At 71.3% G+C, this 17225-nt stretch carries 14 protein-coding genes; 13 read left to right on the plus strand and 1 reads right to left on the minus strand.

Translation table 11 applies throughout. The features are described from left to right. Position 1: 1 nt before the first annotated feature. The 13 genes from ACZ5KV_RS12610 (at position 2) to ACZ5KV_RS12670 (ending at position 16663) form a co-directional block, all read left to right on the plus strand. Complete coding sequence (locus tag ACZ5KV_RS12610; protein WP_464239662.1) at positions 2-1444, plus strand: UDP-N-acetylmuramoyl-L-alanyl-D-glutamate--2,6-diaminopimelate ligase; 1443 nt, start codon at positions 2-4, stop codon at positions 1442-1444. Further along, on the plus strand, positions 1441-2832 hold the full coding sequence (locus ACZ5KV_RS12615; RefSeq protein ID WP_464239663.1) for a UDP-N-acetylmuramoyl-tripeptide--D-alanyl-D-alanine ligase: 1392 nt from the start codon (positions 1441-1443) through the stop codon (positions 2830-2832). The genes ACZ5KV_RS12610 and ACZ5KV_RS12615 overlap by 4 nt, the downstream gene beginning before the upstream one ends. After that, positions 2833-3909 (plus strand): phospho-N-acetylmuramoyl-pentapeptide-transferase, encoded by a 1077-nt coding sequence (mraY, locus tag ACZ5KV_RS12620; protein ID WP_464239664.1) that lies wholly within the window; start codon positions 2833-2835, stop codon positions 3907-3909. A gap of 4 nt (positions 3910-3913) precedes the next feature. Next, positions 3914-5206, plus strand: coding sequence for a UDP-N-acetylmuramoyl-L-alanine--D-glutamate ligase (gene murD, locus ACZ5KV_RS12625; RefSeq protein WP_464239665.1), 1293 nt, complete (start codon positions 3914-3916; stop codon positions 5204-5206). Then, positions 5203-6336 carry a putative lipid II flippase FtsW gene (ftsW, locus tag ACZ5KV_RS12630; protein ID WP_464239666.1) on the plus strand — a complete coding sequence of 378 codons (1134 nt, stop codon included), beginning with the start codon at positions 5203-5205 and terminating at the stop codon, positions 6334-6336. The genes murD and ftsW overlap by 4 nt, the downstream gene beginning before the upstream one ends. Positions 6337-6350: 14 nt before the next feature. Beyond that, positions 6351-7439, plus strand: a complete 1089-nt coding sequence (murG, locus tag ACZ5KV_RS12635; protein WP_464241839.1) for an undecaprenyldiphospho-muramoylpentapeptide beta-N-acetylglucosaminyltransferase — start codon at positions 6351-6353, stop codon at positions 7437-7439. A gap of 21 nt (positions 7440-7460) precedes the next feature. Then, a complete protein-coding gene (gene murC / locus ACZ5KV_RS12640; RefSeq protein ID WP_464239667.1) occupies positions 7461-8840 on the plus strand; it encodes a UDP-N-acetylmuramate--L-alanine ligase in 1380 nt (459 codons plus the stop codon). A 23-nt stretch (positions 8841-8863) separates the two neighbouring features. Then, the gene (gene murB / locus ACZ5KV_RS12645) at positions 8864-9751 is read left to right on the plus strand and encodes a UDP-N-acetylmuramate dehydrogenase (protein ID WP_464239668.1); all 888 of its coding nucleotides are present in this window, start codon (positions 8864-8866) and stop codon (positions 9749-9751) included. Next, positions 9748-10605 carry a cell division protein FtsQ/DivIB gene (locus ACZ5KV_RS12650; RefSeq protein WP_464239669.1) on the plus strand — a complete coding sequence of 286 codons (858 nt, stop codon included), beginning with the start codon at positions 9748-9750 and terminating at the stop codon, positions 10603-10605. Before murB ends, ACZ5KV_RS12650 begins: the two co-directional genes overlap by 4 nt. A 33-nt stretch (positions 10606-10638) precedes the next feature. Continuing rightward, entirely contained in the window at positions 10639-11868 is a 1230-nt protein-coding gene (ftsA, locus tag ACZ5KV_RS12655; protein WP_464239670.1) for a cell division protein FtsA, read from the plus strand. A 65-nt stretch (positions 11869-11933) separates the two neighbouring features. Then, the gene (gene ftsZ / locus ACZ5KV_RS12660) at positions 11934-13337 is read left to right on the plus strand and encodes a cell division protein FtsZ (RefSeq protein WP_464239671.1); all 1404 of its coding nucleotides are present in this window, start codon (positions 11934-11936) and stop codon (positions 13335-13337) included. A 132-nt stretch (positions 13338-13469) separates the two neighbouring features. After that, positions 13470-14885, plus strand: a complete 1416-nt coding sequence (locus ACZ5KV_RS12665) for a peptidoglycan DD-metalloendopeptidase family protein (protein WP_464239672.1) — start codon at positions 13470-13472, stop codon at positions 14883-14885. A gap of 62 nt (positions 14886-14947) precedes the next feature. Further along, complete coding sequence (locus ACZ5KV_RS12670) at positions 14948-16663, plus strand: radical SAM protein (protein ID WP_464239673.1); 1716 nt, start codon at positions 14948-14950, stop codon at positions 16661-16663. Between the two features lie 108 nt (positions 16664-16771). On the opposite strand, the gene ACZ5KV_RS12675 is transcribed toward ACZ5KV_RS12670, so the two are convergent. Then, positions 16772-17032, minus strand: coding sequence for an FmdB family zinc ribbon protein (locus ACZ5KV_RS12675; protein ID WP_464239674.1), 261 nt, complete (start codon positions 17030-17032; stop codon positions 16772-16774). Positions 17033-17225 lie beyond the last annotated feature (193 nt).

Genomic DNA, 17225 nt, shown 5'->3' on the forward strand with positions numbered 1-17225 from the left:
GATGGACGAGCGCGTGTGGGCTGAACTGAAAACGCTGGTGGCCGCCGGGCTGATGGTGCGCACGGATTCGCGCCAGGTGCTGCCCGGCGAGGTCTTCGTGGCCGTGCCCGGAGCGGGGCTCGACGGCGCCCGCTTCATCCCCGACGCCGTGGAACGCGGCGCGGCCTGGGTGGTCACCCGCGATGCCGGGGCCGTGCCCCGGGGGCGGGATGTGCGCGTGGTCGAGCACCCCATGCCCCGCCGGGCCCTGGGGGAACTGGCCGCCGCGCGCTTCCGCACGGCGGACCACGGCCTGACCCTGGTGGGCATCACCGGCACCAACGGCAAAACGACCCTGACCTACATGCTGGAGCACCTGCTCTCCGCCGCCGGGCGTCGGGTCGGCGTCATCGGCACGGTGAACTACCGCTGGCCGGGCTTCAGCCTCGCCGCGCCCATGACCACCCCCGACTGCTGGCAGCTCCACGAACTGCTGGCCAACATGGCCGCCGCCGGGGTGGATACCGTGGTCATGGAGGTCTCCTCCCACGCCCTGGACCAGGACCGCGTCTGGGGCCTGGACTACGACGTGGCCGCGCTGCTCAACGTGACCCAGGACCATTTGGATTACCACAAGACCATGGACGACTATTTCCGGGCCAAGGCCAAGCTCTTTCACGAAATGAGCCGCCCGGGCAAGATCGGCGTCATCAACGCCGACGACGCCTACGGGCGCATGCTGCTCGGGCGCTACGCCCCGGCCATCGGTTTCGGGCTGTACTACCCCAACGTCGGCACCGGCCCGGGGCTTGCGGGCAGCGTCAAGGCCTGCTCCGCGCGCGGGCTGGAGCTGCTCATGAAGTACGGCGACCAGAGCTGGACCCTGACCTCGCCGCTCATCGGCAAGCACAATGCCTCCAATCTGTTGGCGGCCCAGTCCATCGGGCTGGCCCTGGGCCTGAAGCCCAAGGCGCTCAAGGCCCTGGAGGGCTTCGCCGGGGTGCCCGGGCGCCTGGAGCGCATCCCCAACGCCCGGGGCCTGGACGTTTTCGTGGACTACGCCCACACCCCCGACGCCCTGGAAAACGTGCTCTCCAACGTGCGCGAGCTGGGTTTCCGCAAAATCTACTGCGTGTTCGGCTGCGGCGGCAACCGCGACCGGGCCAAGCGCCCGCTCATGGGCCAGGCCGTGTGCCGCTACGCCGACGTGGCCGTTCTGACCTCGGACAACCCGCGCGGCGAGGACCCGTTGGCGATCATGGCCGACGTGCGCCCCGGGCTCACGGGTTGCGCCCGGGTGGTGGAGGAGCCCGACCGGGCCCTGGCCATCGCCCTGGCCCTGGACGCCATGCAGCCCGGCGACGTGCTGGTCATCGCGGGCAAGGGCCATGAATCCTATCAGGAAATCCAGGGCGTGCGTCATCCCTTCAACGACGCCGCCGTGGTCAGGGAGCTTGCCGGGTGAATCTGACGCTGGCCGAAGCCGCCGCCGCCATGCACGCGGTGGGCGATGTGGACCCCGGGCGCGAGGTGCGCCTGACGGGCATCTGCACCGACAGCCGCCTGCTGGAGCCGGGGCAGTTGTTCTTCTGCCTCGCGGGCGAGAAGTACGACGCCCACGCCTTCGCCCCCGAGGCCGCGCGCGCCGGAGCCGCCGCCGTGGTCGTCTCGCGGCCGGTGCCCGAGGTCCAGGGCGCGCCGGTGCTCATGGTTCGCGACGTGCTCGGGGCCCTGGGCGACCTGGGCGCCCTGTGGCGCGCGCGGGCCCGGGCCACGGTGGTGGCCGTCACCGGCTCGGCGGGCAAGACCACGGTCAAGGAAATCCTGGCCGCGATCCTCTCCGAACTGGGGGAGACCGCGCGCAACTACGGCAACTTCAACAACCTGCTCGGCGTGCCGCTGACCATGCTCGGCTGCACCGGGCAGGAGCGCTTCTGGGTGCTGGAACTGGGCATCAACCTGCCCGGCGAGATGCAGGCCCTGGGGGCCATGGTCCGGCCCGATGCGGCGGTCATCGCCAACATCGGCCCGGCGCACCTGGAGGGCCTGGGCAGCCTGGAAGGCGTGGCCGCCGCCAAGACCGAGCTTTTGCGCCATCTGGCCCCCGGGGGCCGGGCCTTTGTCAGCGCCGACCATCCGCCGCTGCTGGACTGCGCCCGGGCCATCGCGCCCGAAGTGCGCCAGTTCACCGTGGCCGACGCGGCCGGGCTGGTGCGCGGGCAGTACCTAGGCCGCACCGCCGAGGGCCGGGGCCGCTACCGCCTGCGCCTGAACGGGCTGGAAATGGACGTGACCTCGCCCCTGGCCGGGGCGGTGTTCGCCGAAAATCTCATCGCCGCCGCCAGCGTGGCCTTCGCCCTGGGCGCCGGGGAGCGCGAGATCGCCCGGGGCATCGCCAACGTGGCCGTGCCCGGAGGGCGTTTCGACGTGAGGCGCACGGGCGGCTGGGCCCTGGTGGACGACAGCTACAACGCCAACCCGCTGTCCATGCGCCAGGCCGTGGACAACGCCCGCGAGCTGGCCGGGGCGGAGCCCCTGGTGCTGGTGCTGGGCGAAATGCGCGAGCTGGGCGCCCAGGCGGGGGCGCTGCACAGCGAGATGGCCCGCGCCGCCGCCGGGGCCCGGCCCGAGGCCGTGTTCTTCCACGGCGAGCACGCCGCCGAGGTGGCCCGGGGCCTGGAAGAGGGCGGCTTCACCGGAAAATTTGCACGCATCGACGACCCGGCGCTGTTCGCCGGGCAGTTCCTGGCGCTGGGCCTCGAGTCCGGCGTGGCGTTGTTCAAGGGTTCGCGCGGGCGCAGGATGGAGCGCTTCCTGTACGCGCTGGCCGAAGCCATGGAGGGTCGCGGCTAGATGCTCTACAATCTTCTCTACCCGCTCTCCAACGAAGTCGGCATCTTCAACGTCTTTCGCTACATCACCTTCCGTTCGGTGTGGGCCCTGGTCACGGCGCTGCTCATCACCATCGTGGTCGGCCCCGCGTTCATCCGCTTCCTCAAGCGCCTGAAGTTCGGCCAGGTCATCCACGAGGACGTGGAGGCGCACATGCAGAAGGCGGGCACGCCGACCATGGGCGGGCTGCTCATGGGCTTCGGGGTGCTGGTGGCCGTCCTGTTGTGGGCCGATCTGACCAACGTCTACATCTGGCTGGCCCTGCTGGTCTTCGTGGGTTTCGGCCTCATCGGGCTGGTGGACGACTGGCTCAAGGTGGTCAAGAAGCACAACAAGGGCCTGTCGGCCCGGGCCAAGTTCATCGGGCAGGTGCTCGTGGCGGGCACGGCCATGTTCCTGCTCATCGAGCAGCCCGCCTACAACACGCACCTGGCCTTCCCCTTCTTCAAGGAACTGTACCCCGACCTGGGCTGGTTCTACCTGCCCTTCGCGGTGCTGGTCATGGTCGGGGCCTCCAACGGCGTGAACCTCACCGACGGCCTGGACGGGCTGGCCATCGGGCCGAGCATCGTGGCGGGCGCCTGCTTCGCGGTGTTCGTCTACGTGTCCGGCCACGTGGCCATCGCCAAGTACCTGCGCATCGCCTACGTGCCGGGCATGGGCGAGGTGGCCGTGTTCTGCGGGGCGCTGGTGGGCGCTGGGCTCGGGTTCCTGTGGTACAACGCCTACCCCGCCCAGATCTTCATGGGCGACGTGGGCTCGCTGTCCATCGGCGGCAGCCTGGGCTTCGTGGCCGTGATGAGCAAGAACGAACTGATTCTGGTCATCGTCGGCGGGCTGTTCGTGGTCGAGACGCTCTCGGTCATCCTCCAGGTGGGCTACTTCAAGTTCACGGGCGGCAAACGCATCTTCCGCATGGCGCCGCTGCACCATCATTTCGAGCTCAAAGGCATTCCGGAATCCAAGATCATCACGCGGTTCTGGATCCTGTCCATCCTGCTGGCGCTCATGGCGCTGTCAACCCTGAAGCTGAGGTAGCGGCATGTTCGGGCACGAAGGCGAACTCGCGGGAACGCGCGCGGTTGTGGTGGGGGCCGGAGCCTCGGGCAAGGCGGCGGCGCTGCTGCTGGCGCGCCTGGGCGCCGTCGTGCGCCTGCTGGACCGCAAGCCCGACGCCGTGACTGGCGACGACGCCCTGGCCCTGACCGGGGCGGGCGTGGTTCTGGACTTCGGCGAGCACCACGCCGGGCAGTTCGCCGGGGCCGCCATGGTCGTGCTCTCCCCGGGCGTGATGCTGCCGCCGCTGCTGCCGTTGCTGCCCGCCGGGGACGCCGCGCCCGAGGTCATCTCCGAGCTGGAGCTGGCCGGGCGCTACAGCGTGGGCCGCATCGTGGCCGTAACGGGCACCAACGGCAAGACCACCACCTCCGGGCTGGCCGCCCACGTGCTGCAAAGCGTGGGTCTCAAGGTCTTCCTGGGCGGCAACATCGGCACGCCCCTGTCGCAGTACGTGCTCGACGGGCAGGAGGCCGACGTGCTGGTGCTCGAAGTCTCCAGCTATCAGGCCCAGTACTGCACCTCGTTCCGCCCCGACGTGGCCGTGCTGCTCAATTTCAGCCCCAACCACCTGGACCACCACGCGGACATGGCCGAGTACCTCGACGCCAAACTGAACCTCTTCGCGCACATGCGCCCCGAGGATCTGGCCGTGCTGCCCGCGGCCATGCGCGGCGAACTGGCCGACCGCCACTTCACCCGCGCGCGCATCAAGTGGTTCGAGTCCACCGACCGCTTCGAGAGCGACCGCCTGCCCGGGGCGCACAACCAGGCCAACATGGAGGCCGTGTTCCAGGCCACGCTGCGCTTCCGCGTGGACGAGCGCTGCATGCGCGACGCCCTGGACACCTTCGAGCCCTACCCCCACCGCCTGCAACGCGTGGGGCAGGTCCGGGGCGTGACCTTCGTGGACGACTCCAAGGCCACCACCGTGGACGCCCTGCGCGCGGCCCTGGAGAGCTTCGACGGCGGCGTGCTGCTGCTGGCGGGCGGGGTGTACAAGGGCGGCGATCTGGCCAGCCTGGCGCCGCTTCTGCGCCGCAAGGTGCGCGCGGTGTGCCTGTTCGGCGCGGGGCGCGAGGTTTTCGAGGCCGCCTGGGCCGGGCATGCGCCCCTGGCCTGGGAGCCGACCATGGACAAGGCCGTGGCCCGGCTCATGACCTGGGCCGAGCCCGGCGACACCATGCTGCTGTCCCCGGCCACGGCCAGCTTCGACCTGTACGCCAACTACAAGGAGCGCGGGAAGCACTTCCAGCGCGTGTTCGAGGCCCTGCGATGAGTACCGCCGCCGCCACGGCCGCCGCCGCCGGAGCCCCGCGCCACGCCGAGCGCGTGCGCGTGGACGTGCTGCTCCTGGCCTGCACCCTGGCCATGATCGGCTTCGGGCTGGTCATGGTCATGAGCGCCAGCGGCGTCATGGCCGAGCTGGCCTACGGCGACAAGTACCTGTTCATCAGGAAGCAGGCCGTGTACGCCGTGGTCGGGCTGGCGGTCATGGCCGGGGCGGTTTTCGCGGACCGCCACCTGCTCTACCGCCTGACCTATCCCATCCTGGGGCTGGCGGTGCTGCTGCTGGCGGCGACGCTGGCCTTCGGCTACGAGGCGGGCGGCGCCCGGCGCTGGCTGCACCTGGGCCCGGTGTCTCTGCAGCCCCTGGAGGCCGCCAAGCTGGCCCTGGTGTTCTACCTGGCCTACTTCTTCAGCCACAAGCAGGAGCAGGTGAAGACCTTCAGCGTCGGCTTCGTGCCCCCGGTGGCCGTGACGGGCCTGCTGGGCGGGCTGCTGCTGTTGCAGCCCGATTTCGGCGGCGCGGCCTTCCTGTGCATCCTGCTTTTCCTCATGAGCCTTGTGGGCGGCACGAGCATCGTTTACCTGGGCTCGTCCCTGGTTCTGGCCCTGGGCTGCGGCGGGCTGCTCATCGCCCAGTCCGAGTATCGCATCAAGCGCTGGACGGCCTTCCTGGACCCCTTCGGCAACGCCCGCGACACGGGCTATCAACTCGTGCAGTCCCTCTACGCCTTCGGCTCCGGCGGCTGGACCGGCCAGGGCCTGGGCGCGGGCAAGCAGAAGCTGCTCTTCCTGCCCGAGGCGCACAACGACTTCATCCTGGCCGTCATCGGCGAGGAACTGGGGTTCCTGGGCGTGTCCCTGGTTTTCGTCGGCCTGGGGGTCATCCTGTGGCGGGGCTTCGCCATCGCCCTGGCCCAGCAGGAGCCGCAGGACCGCTTCCTGGGCTACGGGCTGGTCCTTGTACTGGCCGTGGGCGCGGTGCTGAACATGTCGGTGGTCCTGGGCATGGCGCCGCCCAAGGGCGTGCCCATGCCGTTCCTCAGCTACGGCGGGTCGAGCCTCATCGTCTCGTGCTTCTGCGCGGGGATGCTCCTCAACCTCTCGCGCGGGAGGGCCTGATGGGCGGCGAATCGATGCGACTGGTGGTCCTGACCACGGGCGGCACGGGGGGGCATGTGTTCCCGGCCCTGGCCGTTGCCGAGGAGTTGCGCCGCCGCCACCCGGGGCTGGGGCTGCTCTTCGTGGGCGGGCGCCACGGCCGCGAGGCCGAGTTCGCCGCCGCCGCGGGCATTCCCTTCGTGGGCCTGCCGGTGCGCGGTTTTCTGGGGCGCGGGCCCCGGGCCGTGGGCGCGGCCTTCGGGCTGGCCCGGGCCCTGGTGCGCTCGTGGTGGCTCTTGTTGCGCCGCCGCCCCGACGTGGTGGTGGGCTTCGGCGGCTACGCGGGCTTCGCCCCGGTGGCCATGGCCGCCCTGCGCGGCGTGCCCTGCGCCCTGCACGAGCAGAACAGCCGTCCGGGCTCGGCCAACCGCCTGCTGGGCCGCTGGGTGGACCGGGTATTCCTGTCCTTCCCCGACGAGGCGGGCTTTTTCGACGCCGGGCGCACGCGCCTGACGGGCAACCCCGTGCGCGCGGCCATTCGTGAGGCCGGGGCGCACTCCGGGCAGCCCGCCGGGCGGCGGGTGCTCGTGGCGGGGGGCAGCCTGGGCGCCCGGGCCATCAACGACGCCGTGCTGGCCGGCCTGGAAAGCCTGCGCGGGCACGGGTTCTCCCTGTGGCACCAGACCGGGCCCGACGACCTGGAGCGCGTGCGCGAGGCTTACGCCGCCGCGGACTGGAGCCCGGAGCAGGCCCGGGTGGAGCCGTTCATCGACGACATGGCCGCGGCCTACGCCTGGGCCGACGTGGTGCTGTGCCGCGCCGGGGCGACCACGGTGGCGGAGCTGGCGGTGATGGGCAAACCGGCGGTGCTGGTGCCTTTCCCCCACGCCACGCACGACCACCAGATGGCCAACGCCCGGCGCCTGGAGCAGGCCGGGGCGGCGCTGATCCTGGCCCAGAACATTTTGCGTGAAACGGACCTGGCCCGGACCCTGGACGCCCTGTTCGCCGAGCCGGGCAGGCTGGAGCGCATGGGCGCCGCCGCGCGGACCCTGGGCGCCCCGGACGCCGCCGGAGCCCTGGCCGACGAAATCGAGGCCCTGGCCGCGCGCCGGGCGGCCTGAGCCGAAAGGACACGACGGAAGATGAAGAACAAGGTCAGAAAGATACACATGGTGGGCATCGGCGGCTCGGGCATGAACGGCATCGCCGAGGTGCTGCTCAACCTTGGCTACGAGGTCAGCGGCTCGGATCTGGCCGATTCGCCGGTGACCAGCCGCCTGCGGACCCTGGGCGCCACTGTGCATAAGGGCCATGCCGCCGCCAACGTGGGCGACGCCGACGTGCTGGTCAAGTCCACCGCCGTGGGGCGGGACAACCCCGAGGTGGCCGAGGCCCGCCGCCGGGGCATCGCCGTCATCCCCCGCGCCGAGATGCTGGCCGAGCTGATGCGCCTGCGTACGGGCATCGCCGTGGCCGGAACCCACGGCAAGACCACGACCACCTCGCTGCTGGCGACCATCTTCACCGAAGCCGGGCTCGACCCCACGGTCATCATCGGCGGGCGGCTGAACACCTTCGGCTCCAACGCCCTGCTGGGCGAGGGCGAATATCTCATCGCCGAGGCCGACGAATCCGACGGCTCCTTCCTGTGCCTGTTCCCCATCGTCACGGTGGTCACCAACATCGACTGCGACCACATGGACCACTACCGCGACCTGGATGCCATCAAGGACGCCTTCGTGGATTTCATGAACAACGTGCCCTTCTACGGCATGAACGTGGTCTGCCTGGACGACCCGGTGGTGCGCGAGGTGCTGCCCCGGGTCAACCGCCCGGTGCTGACCTACGGCATCGACGAGCAGGGCGCGACCCTGCGCGCGGTGATCCGCCAGTGTCAGGCCAAAAGCTGCTTCGACGTGCTGCGCGACGGCGAGTTCCTGTGCTCGGTGGAGCTGTCCCAGCCCGGGCGGCACAACGTGCTGAACGCCTTGGGCGCCATCGGCGTGGCCCTGGAGGCCGGGCTGCCCGTGGACGTGGTCGCCCAGGCCCTGGGCCGCTTCGGCGGGGTGGGGCGGCGCTTCGAGGTCAAGGGCGAGCAGGGCGGCGTGCTCGTGGTGGACGACTACGGCCACCACCCCACGGAGATCGCCGCCACCCTGCGCACGGCGCGTCAGTATGCGCCGGACCGCCGTCTGGTGGTCGCCTTCCAGCCCCACCGCTTCACGCGGACCCAGGCCCTGTTCGGCGAGTTCTGCAAGGCGTTCGACGATGCCGACCTGCTGCTGCTGACGGAAATCTACCCGGCCAGCGAGGCGCCCATCCCCGGCGTCAGCGGCCAGAGCCTGGCCCAGGGCATCCGCCAGGTTTCGGCCACCGAGGTGCGCTTCTGCGCCGACTTCGACGCCGTGCGCGCCGCTCTGCCCGAGGTGCTGCGCCCCGGCGACCTGCTGTTGACCATGGGCGCCGGAAACATCTGGCAGGTCGGCATGGACTGGCTGCACAACCGCCCCGTGGGCGCCTGAGCCCCAAGGAGACGAGGACCGTCATGCATCTGAGAGTACTGCCCGGACCAGCGCTTGCCGAGCGCACCACCCTGCGCCTGGGCGGCCCCGCCCTGGCCGAGGTGCGCATCGGCTCCGAGCGCGCCCTGGACGAGCTGCCGGGCAGGCTCGAAGAATTGGGCGGGCGGCCCATGGCCCTGGGCCACGGCAGCAACGTGCTGGCCGCCGACGGGCCGCTGCCGGTGGTGCTCCTGCGCGTGCCCGAGGGCGACAGGCCCGAGACGGTCTTTTCCAGCGGCGAGGAGACGGTCGTCCGCGCCGGGGCGGGCATGGGCCTGCCCGCGCTGTTGTCCTGGTGCGCGCGCCACGGGCTCTCGGGCCTGGAAGGGCTGGCGGGCATCCCGGGCGCCGTGGGCGGGGCCGTGGCCATGAACGCGGGCTCCTTCGGCAACGACGTGAGCCAGGTGCTGGAGCGCGTGCTGCTGTACAGCCCGTGCTGCGGCCTGCGCTGGGCCGGGCGCGACGACGTGCGCATGGGCTACCGCTTTTTCGCCCCGCAGACGGCGGATGCGTTTTTCCTGGTCCTCGGCGTGGAATTGCGTCTGACCAAGGCCGAGCCCGAGGCCGTGCGCGCGGCCCTGGACGCCACCTGGGCCCGCAAGCGCGCGGCCCAGCCCCTGGCGGCGGCCAGCGCGGGCTGCGTGTTCAAGAACCCCGAGGGTGCGGCCCCGGCGGGCAGGCTGCTCGACGAGGCGGGCTTCAAGGGCCGCCGCCTGGGCGGAATGGCCTTCTCGGAGGTCCACGCCAATTTTTTGGTCAACCTGGGCGGGGGCACCGCCGTCCAGGCCTTCGAGCTGATCCAGGCCGCGCGCGAGGCCGTGGCCGGGCGCTTCGGGGTGGCCCTGGAGCTGGAAGTGAAGGTGGTGGCATGAGCACGGCACTGGCGGTACGGCGCACGGGGCAGGCGCGCCTGGACCTGGGGCGCTCCGGCCGGGGCGGCAACAGCTACGCCTCCGGGCGGGGCGGGGCGGCCTCCGGCCCCGGCGGCGGGGGCGGCGCGCGGCGCCTGCTCGGGCTGCTGGGCTGGCTTCTGGGGCTCGCGCTGTGCGCGACTTTCGTGGTCGCCGTGAGCGTGGGCCTCCTGGTGGGCTTCCGTTGGCTGACCTCGGCGCCGTACTTCGCCCTGAAGGAAATCAGCGTGGCGGGCAACGAGCGCCTGAGCAGCGAGGATATCCTGGCCCTGGTCGATGTGCCCCTGGGCGCCAACACCCTGGACATCGACATCGCCGAGGTCGAGGCCCGGGTGTCGGCGTCGCCGTGGGTGGGCACGGTGGCCGTGCGCCGCAAGCTGCCCGCCGGGCTGGCCGTCACCGTCACCGAGCGCCAGCCGCGCTGGTGGGTGGGCACGGGGCGCGGGCTGTTCTACGCCGAGGCCGACGGCGCGGTCATCGCGCCGGTGCTGGGCCGCCGCTTCCTGCCGCTGCCCGTGCTGGAGGTGACCCCCGAGGCGGGCGGCACGCCCGCCGGGCTGGAAGGGATGATGGCCGCCTTCGCCGCTCTGGATCTGCCCATCCGGCCCATGGACGCGGCCTGGGTGCGCGTGCTGGCCGGGCGGCTGGAACTGTTTTTCGAGGATCGCGGGCTGACCGTGGCCGCCAGCGTCCGGGACTGGGACCGGAGCATGGAGCGCCTGGGGCTGGTCTGGGCCGACCTGGTGCGGCGCGGCGAGGACCGCGCGGCCCGCGAGATACGCATTTTCGGCGGCAAGGTCTGGGTGCGCACCTGAACCTGCCGCGCAACAGTCAACGGAGACCGTGACATGGCCAAATCGGAACTCATCGTCGGCCTGGATGTGGGCACCACGAAGATTTGCGCGGTGGTCGGCGAGCTGACCCCCGGCGGGGTGGACGTGGTGGGCATCGGCACCAGCCCGTCCACCGGCCTGCGCAAGGGCGTGGTGGTCAACATCGAGCAGACCGTGCAGTCCATCAAGAAGGCCCTGGAAGAGGCCGAGCTGATGGCCGGGTGCGACATCCGCTCGGTGTACGCGGGCATCGCCGGCAGCCACATCAAGGGCTTCAACAGCCACGGGGTCATCGCCGTCAAGGGCGGCGAGGTCGCCCCGCGCGACGTGGAGCGCGTCATCGACGCGGCCAAGGCCGTGGCCATCCCGCTGGACCGCGAGGTCATCCACATCCTGCCCCAGGAGTACATCGTGGACGACCAGCGCGGCATCCACGACCCGCTGGGCATGGCCGGGGTGCGCCTGGAGGTCAAGGTGCACATCGTCACCGGAGCGGTGACTTCGGCCCAGAACATCATCCGTTCCTGCCACCGCTCGGGCCTGGACGTGTCGGACATCGTGCTCGAGGCCCTGGCCTCGTCCAAGGCCGTGCTGACCCCCGAGGAGCGCGAGATCGGCGTGGCCCTGGTGGACCTGGGCGGCGGCACGTCGGACATGGCCATCTTCAGCGACGACTCCATCAAGCACACCGCCGTGCTGGCCCTGGGCGGCACCAACCTGACCAACGACATCGCCTACGGGCTGCGCACGCCCATGGCGGCGGCGGAAAAGATCAAGGAGCGCTACGGCTGCGCCATGGCCGAGCTGGTGCCGCCCGACGAGGTCATCGAGGTGCCCAGCGTGGGCGACCGCGAGCCGCGCAGGCTCTCGCGCCAGGTGCTGGCCGAGATCTGCGAGCCGCGCATGGAGGAGATTCTGGTGCTCATCGACCAGGAGCTGTCGCGCAGCGGTTTCAAGGGCAAGGTTCCGGCGGGCGTGGTGCTTACCGGGGGGGCCTCGCTCATCGAGGGCGTCCAGGAGCTGGGCGAACAGATCTTCAACCTGCCCTGCCGCATCGGCTACCCCCGCGAAATCCGCGGGCTGCACGACGTGGTCAACAGTCCCGTCTACGCAACGGCTGTCGGCCTGCTGCTCTACGGAGCCGAGAAGGAGGGCGGGGACATGAGTTTCCGCATCCGCGACGAGAAGCCGGTGTTCAACCGCATTCTCGGGCGGATGCGCAAGTGGTTCGTGGACATCAAGTAACGGCGAGCGGAAACGGACCTTTCAGGCCGGGGCGACCCGGAAACCAACGGGGTAAGGAGGATACCATGGACTTTTTGGAACTGGAAAACGACAGCGGCGCCAAGATCAAGGTGTTCGGAGCGGGCGGCGGCGGCGGCAACGCCGTGAACAACATGATCTGCTCCGCCCTGCGCGGGGTGGAGTTCATCACGGCCAACACCGACATCCAGGCCCTGAACAAAAGCAAGGCCGAACACAAGATTCAGCTTGGCGAGAAGCTGACCAAGGGCCTGGGCGCGGGGGCCAACCCCGAGATCGGCCGCGACGCGGCCCTGGAGAGCATGGACCTGATCAGCGAGTACATCGACGGCGCCGACATGGTCTTCGTCACCGCCGGCATGGGCGGCGGCACGGGCACGGGCGCGGCCCCGGTCATCGCCCAGGCCGCCAAGCAGGCCGGGGCGCTCACCGTGGGCGTGGTCACCAAACCGTTCTACTTCGAGGGCAAACGGCGCCTCGAGGCCGCCGAGGAGGGCATCCGCGCCCTGTCCGAGAGCGTGGACTCGCTGATTACCATCCCCAACGACCGGCTGCTGTCCCTGGCCTCCAAAAAGGCCACCTTCATCGACATGCTCAAGAAGGCCGACGAGGTGCTCTACTTCGCGGTCAAGGGCATCTCCGACCTGATCATGGTCCCCGGCCTCATCAACCTGGACTTCGCCGACGTGAAGGCCGTGATGAGCGAGATGGGGCTGGCCATGATGGGCACGGGCATCGCCCGGGGCGAGGCGCGCGCGCGCGAGGCGGCCATGAAGGCCATCACCAGCCCGCTGCTGGAGGACGTGTCCATCGACGGCGCCAAGGGCGTGCTGATGAACATCACCTGCGGGCCCGACCTGACCATCGACGAGGTCAGCGAGGCGGCGAGCATCATCTCCGACGCCGCCGACGACGATGCGCGCATCTACTTCGGCACCGTCTTCGACCCCGAGGCCGGCGACGAGATGCGCATCACCGTCATCGCCACGGGCATCCAGTGCGCCCAGAACTTCCGCCCCGTGCAGGACCCCAAGCTGGCCCAGCTTCTGTCCATGCAGGGCGGCAAGGCCGGGCAGGCGCGCCCGGCGGCCCAGGCGGCCCCGGTCGCTCCGGCGGCCCAGCCCGTGCGCGCCGCCGCCGCGGCTCCGGCCCAGCCCGCCGCGCCCGCCGCGCCGGTGGACATCCAGGGCGGCCGGGCCCTGACCCGCGAGCAGCGCTACCAGCGCGCCCTGTCCAACGCCAAGAACGACCCCGAGCTGAGCCAGCAGCCCGCCTACCTGCGGGCCCAGGCCGCCCGGGCGGCCCAGGCCGCCGAGCCCCAGCCCCAGGCGCCCCTGCGCCGGGCGCCCCTGGCCCAGGCCGTGGGCGCGTCGCGCCCCGGGGAAAAGGACTTCGTCTTCGACGAGGAGGACTTCGAGATTCCGTCCTTCATCCGGCTTCAGGCCGACTAGCAAATTCGGGCAGTATCCTCCCCCGAACGAGCCGGGGGCCGGGCGCGGCGGGTCTCGCCGCCCTCCGGCCCGGCCCCGGCTCCCCTTGCCAGGGCGCGGGGCGACGGGTATAGCCCGAGCGGAGGCCAAAACATGGGCATGTTCCGATCCAGACGCAATCTGTTCCGCGACTACGCCCGCGAGCGCAGGCGCAAATGCACCGTATGCGCGGCGCTGGCCTTCGCGGTCGCCCTCGCGGCGACCACGTGGTTCTTCCACGATACCGCCGGGGACCTGGGCCGCACCGCCCAGACCGAAACCCTGCACGAGCTGGACACCTCCGCCGAGGACATGGGCCTTGTGCCCGCCGCGGTGAACGGCGGGTTGCCCCTGGTGGACCACAGCCCCCGCCCGGCGGAAACCGCTCCCGAGCGCAACGTGCAGGAGGGCACCATCAGCCCCGGCGATACCGCCGCGGCCCTGCTGTCGCCCTATCTGAGCGCGGCCCAGATTCACAATCTGGTCCAGGGCTGCGAGAAGGTCTTCCCCCTGTCGCGCCTGCGCGCGGGCCAGCCCTACGTCATTACGGCCACCGAAGACCGCCTGGAGCGTTTCGAGTACGAGATCGACGCCGAATCGCGCCTTGTGGTCCAGCCCGAGGGCGACGGCTACGCGGCCAGCCGCGAGGCCATCGCCTATGAAAGGGAAACCAAGGTCGTGGTCGGCAAGATCACGTCCTCGCTGTTCGGCGCCGTGGCCGAGGCGGGCGAAACCCCGGCCCTGGCCATCCGCCTGGCCGACATCTTTGCCTGGGACATCGACTTCATCCGCGACATCCGCGTGGGCGACACTTTCGTGGCCGTGGTGGAAAAACGCTCGCGCGACGGGCAGTTCGTGGGCTACGGGCGCATCGAGGCCGCCCAGTTCGTGAACCAGGGCGAGGCCTACCACGGTTTCCTGTTCGCCGACGCCCAGGGCAACGAGCAGTATTTCGACGAGCAGGGCCGGTCGCTGCGCAAGGCCTTCCTCAAGGCGCCGCTGAACTTCACGCGCATTTCTTCGGGCTTCAACCTGAACCGCCTGCATCCCGTGCTCGGCTACCGCAGGCCGCATCCGGCCATCGACTACGCGGCGCCCATGGGCACCCCGGTCAAGACCGTGGGCGACGGCGTGGTTCTCCAGCGCGGCTGGGACAAGGGCGGCGGCAACTACATCAAGATCCGCCACAACGGCGTGTATGAAACCGTCTACATGCACCTGAAGGGCTTCGCCAAGGGCATCGCCAACGGCGCCCGGGTGCGCCAGGGGCAGGTCATCGGCTACGTGGGCAGCACCGGCATGTCCACCGGCCCGCACCTGGACTTCCGCATGAAGAAGAACGGCACCTACATCAACCCCAGGACCATCAAGTCGCCGCCGGCGGACCCGGTCGCGCGTGAGCGCATGGCCGAATTCATGAGCCACATCCAGCCGCTGATGGCCCAGATGCACAGCGCCGGGATGCTGCACGCCCGGGCCGGGGCGCCCGCTCCCGGCGTGGCGGGCGCGGCGAACGTGGCCCTGCGCTAGGGCGTGTCGGCCTTCCGCGTGGCCCGGCTTGCCTTTTCCCGTCCGGCGGGTACCATCGCCCCATGAGCAGGGCCCGGGGCGACAAGGAGTTCTGGACCGGCGTCTGGTACGGCCGCGAGAAGCCGCCCGTCCCCGAGTGGGGCGGGCGGCTGCCCGTGGCCCTTGTTTTTGCCCAGCCTCCGGCCACGGCTCTGTCCACCCTGGGCTGGCAGGTGGTCTGGCGGCTCCTGGCCGACCGGCCCGAGCTGGCCGTGGAGCGTTTCTTCTGGGAGGGCGGCGAGGCCGAGCCCCGGGCCTACGATTCCGGCCGTCCCCTGGCCGATTTTCCCGTCATCGCCTTCAGCCTCAACTTCGAGGAGGAACTGCGCGGCCTGATCGAGGTTCTCGACCGCGCGGGCATCCCCGCGCGGCGCGCGGCGCGCGGGGCGGGCTGGCCCCTGGTCATGGCCGGGGGGCCGCTGGCCTTTTTGAACCCGGCCCCGGCGGCCCCGGGGGTGGACCTGTTCTGGGTCGGCGAGGCCGAGGCCGGGCTGCCCGAGCTGCTGGGCGATCTGGCCCGCGCGGCCGACGCGGGCGCGAGCAAGGCCGAAGCCCTGGCCGCCCTGGCCGGGCGCGAGGGCGTCTTCCTGCCCGGGCACCCCGGGGCGCCCGCGCGCCGCGCCGTGCCCGCCGGGGCGCCGGGGCTGCTGGAGGCGCCGGGGCGCTCCTGCTTCGTCAGCCCCGAGGCCGAGTTCCGCGACATGTTCCTGCTGGAAATCAACCGGGGCTGCCCCTACGGCTGCCGCTTCTGCGCCGCCGGATACGTCTACCGCCCCCCGCGCCACGCCGCCGTCCAGGAACTGCGGGCCGCCGTGGAGCAGGCCAATCCGCAGAAGGTCGGGCTCGTGGGCACGGCGCTGACGGACTGGCCGGAGCTTCTGCCCTTCCTGCGCTGGCTGGCCGGGCGGGGCACCAAGTTCTCCCTGGCCTCCCTGCGCGCCGACGGGCTCACGGACGAATTGCTCGAATTCCTGCGCCGTACGGGCACCCGCAGCCTGACCTTCGCCCTGGAGGGCGCCAGCCGCCGCCTGCGCCGGGCGGCCAACAAGAACCTGGACGAGGATGCGCTGCTGGACGCCGTGCGCCGCGTGAGCGCCCTGCGCTTCAACCACCTCAAGGTCTACCTCATCGTGGGCTGGCCCGGGGAAACGCAGGCGGATTACGACGAACTGGGCGCGCTGCTGGGGCGCATGGCCGAGGCCGTGCGCCAGGGCCAGGGCGGCAGGCGCCAGGGCGTGGAGCATGTCACCGTGAGCGCCAGTTGTCTGGTGCCCAAGCCGTGGACGCCCTTCCAATGGGCACCCATGGCCGACGAGGCGGCCCTGGAGTGGGCCATGGGCCAGGTGCGGGCCATGGTCAAGCCCCTGCGGGGCTTCCGGGCCATGCTGGAGCGCCCGGGCCCGGCGCGGCTTCAGGGGCTTTTGGCGCGCGGCGACGAGGCGGTGTTCGACCTGGCGGAGCTGGCGGCCCGCCCGGGCATGGGCTGGCGCCGGGCGCTCAAGGCCTGGGAGGGCGATCCCGGGGCCTACCTCGACCGTGAGCGCGGCCGCGACGAGGCGTTCCCCTGGGAGTGCATCGACATCGGCGTGTCGCGCGACTATCTGTGGCGGGAGTGGGAGCTCTACGCCCGGGCGCGGCCCTCGGCGCGCTGCGCGCCGGGCAACTGCGCCGGGTGCGACGCCTGCGGCATGGGTGGATGGCTGGCGGCCGGAGGCCCCGCACAGGCCGGGCCCGACTGACGGCCTGCGGACGCGGGCCCTGGAGGCGCGCCCCGCCCGCGGCGAACGGGTGCGCTTTTTGCGCCGGAGCCTCCGCCCGGGGCGGCCTGCGCAAGGGGCCGGAGACGGCTAGCTGCCGCCGCAGCCGCCGCGCCCGCCGCCGCAGCCGCCCGAGGGGCAGGCCCGGGGCCGTCCGGTGGGGTTGTAGCCGACCATCGGAGCCACCCCCCGGTCCAGGGGGCTGGCGTGGTCCACCCGCAGCGAGGCCCGCGAGATGACCTTGCGCGTGGGGCCCGCGCATTTGGCGCAGGCCGGGCAGGGCTCGTCGGGTCCGGCCAAGTCCTCGAAGGTGTGGCCGCATTTGTCGCATTCGTATTCGTACATGGGCATGGCGGTCCTCCCGGGTTCGCGCGGGCCGAAGGGGGCGCCGCGCCAGGGCGCACCATACCGCCGTGCGCGCGCAAGTCAAGAATCCCCGGCAGCCCCGGGCGCCGCGCGCCGGGCGGGAAACCTTTTGACAGCCCGGGCGCCTTTGACGAAGATTCACCGGCACCGTGACCACCCCCCGGCAACCCGCAACCGG

It is taken from the genome of Desulfocurvus thunnarius (assembly GCF_055390965.1).

Excerpts from the sequence above, each read along its gene's own strand:
- ACZ5KV_RS12610 (WP_464239662.1), top strand. The coding sequence starts at position 2 with ATGGACGAGCGCGTGTGGGCTGAACTGAAAACGCTGGTGGCCGCCGGG.
- mraY (WP_464239664.1), top strand. The coding sequence starts at position 2,833 with ATGCTCTACAATCTTCTCTACCCGCTCTCCAACGAAGTCGGCATCTTC.
- murD (WP_464239665.1), top strand. The coding sequence starts at position 3,914 with ATGTTCGGGCACGAAGGCGAACTCGCGGGAACGCGCGCGGTTGTGGTG.
- ftsW (WP_464239666.1), top strand. The coding sequence starts at position 5,203 with ATGAGTACCGCCGCCGCCACGGCCGCCGCCGCCGGAGCCCCGCGCCAC.
- murG (WP_464241839.1), top strand. The coding sequence starts at position 6,351 with ATGCGACTGGTGGTCCTGACCACGGGCGGCACGGGGGGGCATGTGTTC.
- murC (WP_464239667.1), top strand. The coding sequence starts at position 7,461 with ATGAAGAACAAGGTCAGAAAGATACACATGGTGGGCATCGGCGGCTCG.
- murB (WP_464239668.1), top strand. The coding sequence starts at position 8,864 with ATGCATCTGAGAGTACTGCCCGGACCAGCGCTTGCCGAGCGCACCACC.
- ACZ5KV_RS12650 (WP_464239669.1), top strand. The coding sequence starts at position 9,748 with ATGAGCACGGCACTGGCGGTACGGCGCACGGGGCAGGCGCGCCTGGAC.
- ftsA (WP_464239670.1), top strand. The coding sequence starts at position 10,639 with ATGGCCAAATCGGAACTCATCGTCGGCCTGGATGTGGGCACCACGAAG.
- ftsZ (WP_464239671.1), top strand. The coding sequence starts at position 11,934 with ATGGACTTTTTGGAACTGGAAAACGACAGCGGCGCCAAGATCAAGGTG.
- ACZ5KV_RS12665 (WP_464239672.1), top strand. The coding sequence starts at position 13,470 with ATGGGCATGTTCCGATCCAGACGCAATCTGTTCCGCGACTACGCCCGC.
- ACZ5KV_RS12670 (WP_464239673.1), top strand. The coding sequence starts at position 14,948 with ATGAGCAGGGCCCGGGGCGACAAGGAGTTCTGGACCGGCGTCTGGTAC.
- ACZ5KV_RS12675 (WP_464239674.1), bottom strand. The coding sequence starts at position 17,032 with ATGCCCATGTACGAATACGAATGCGACAAATGCGGCCACACCTTCGAG.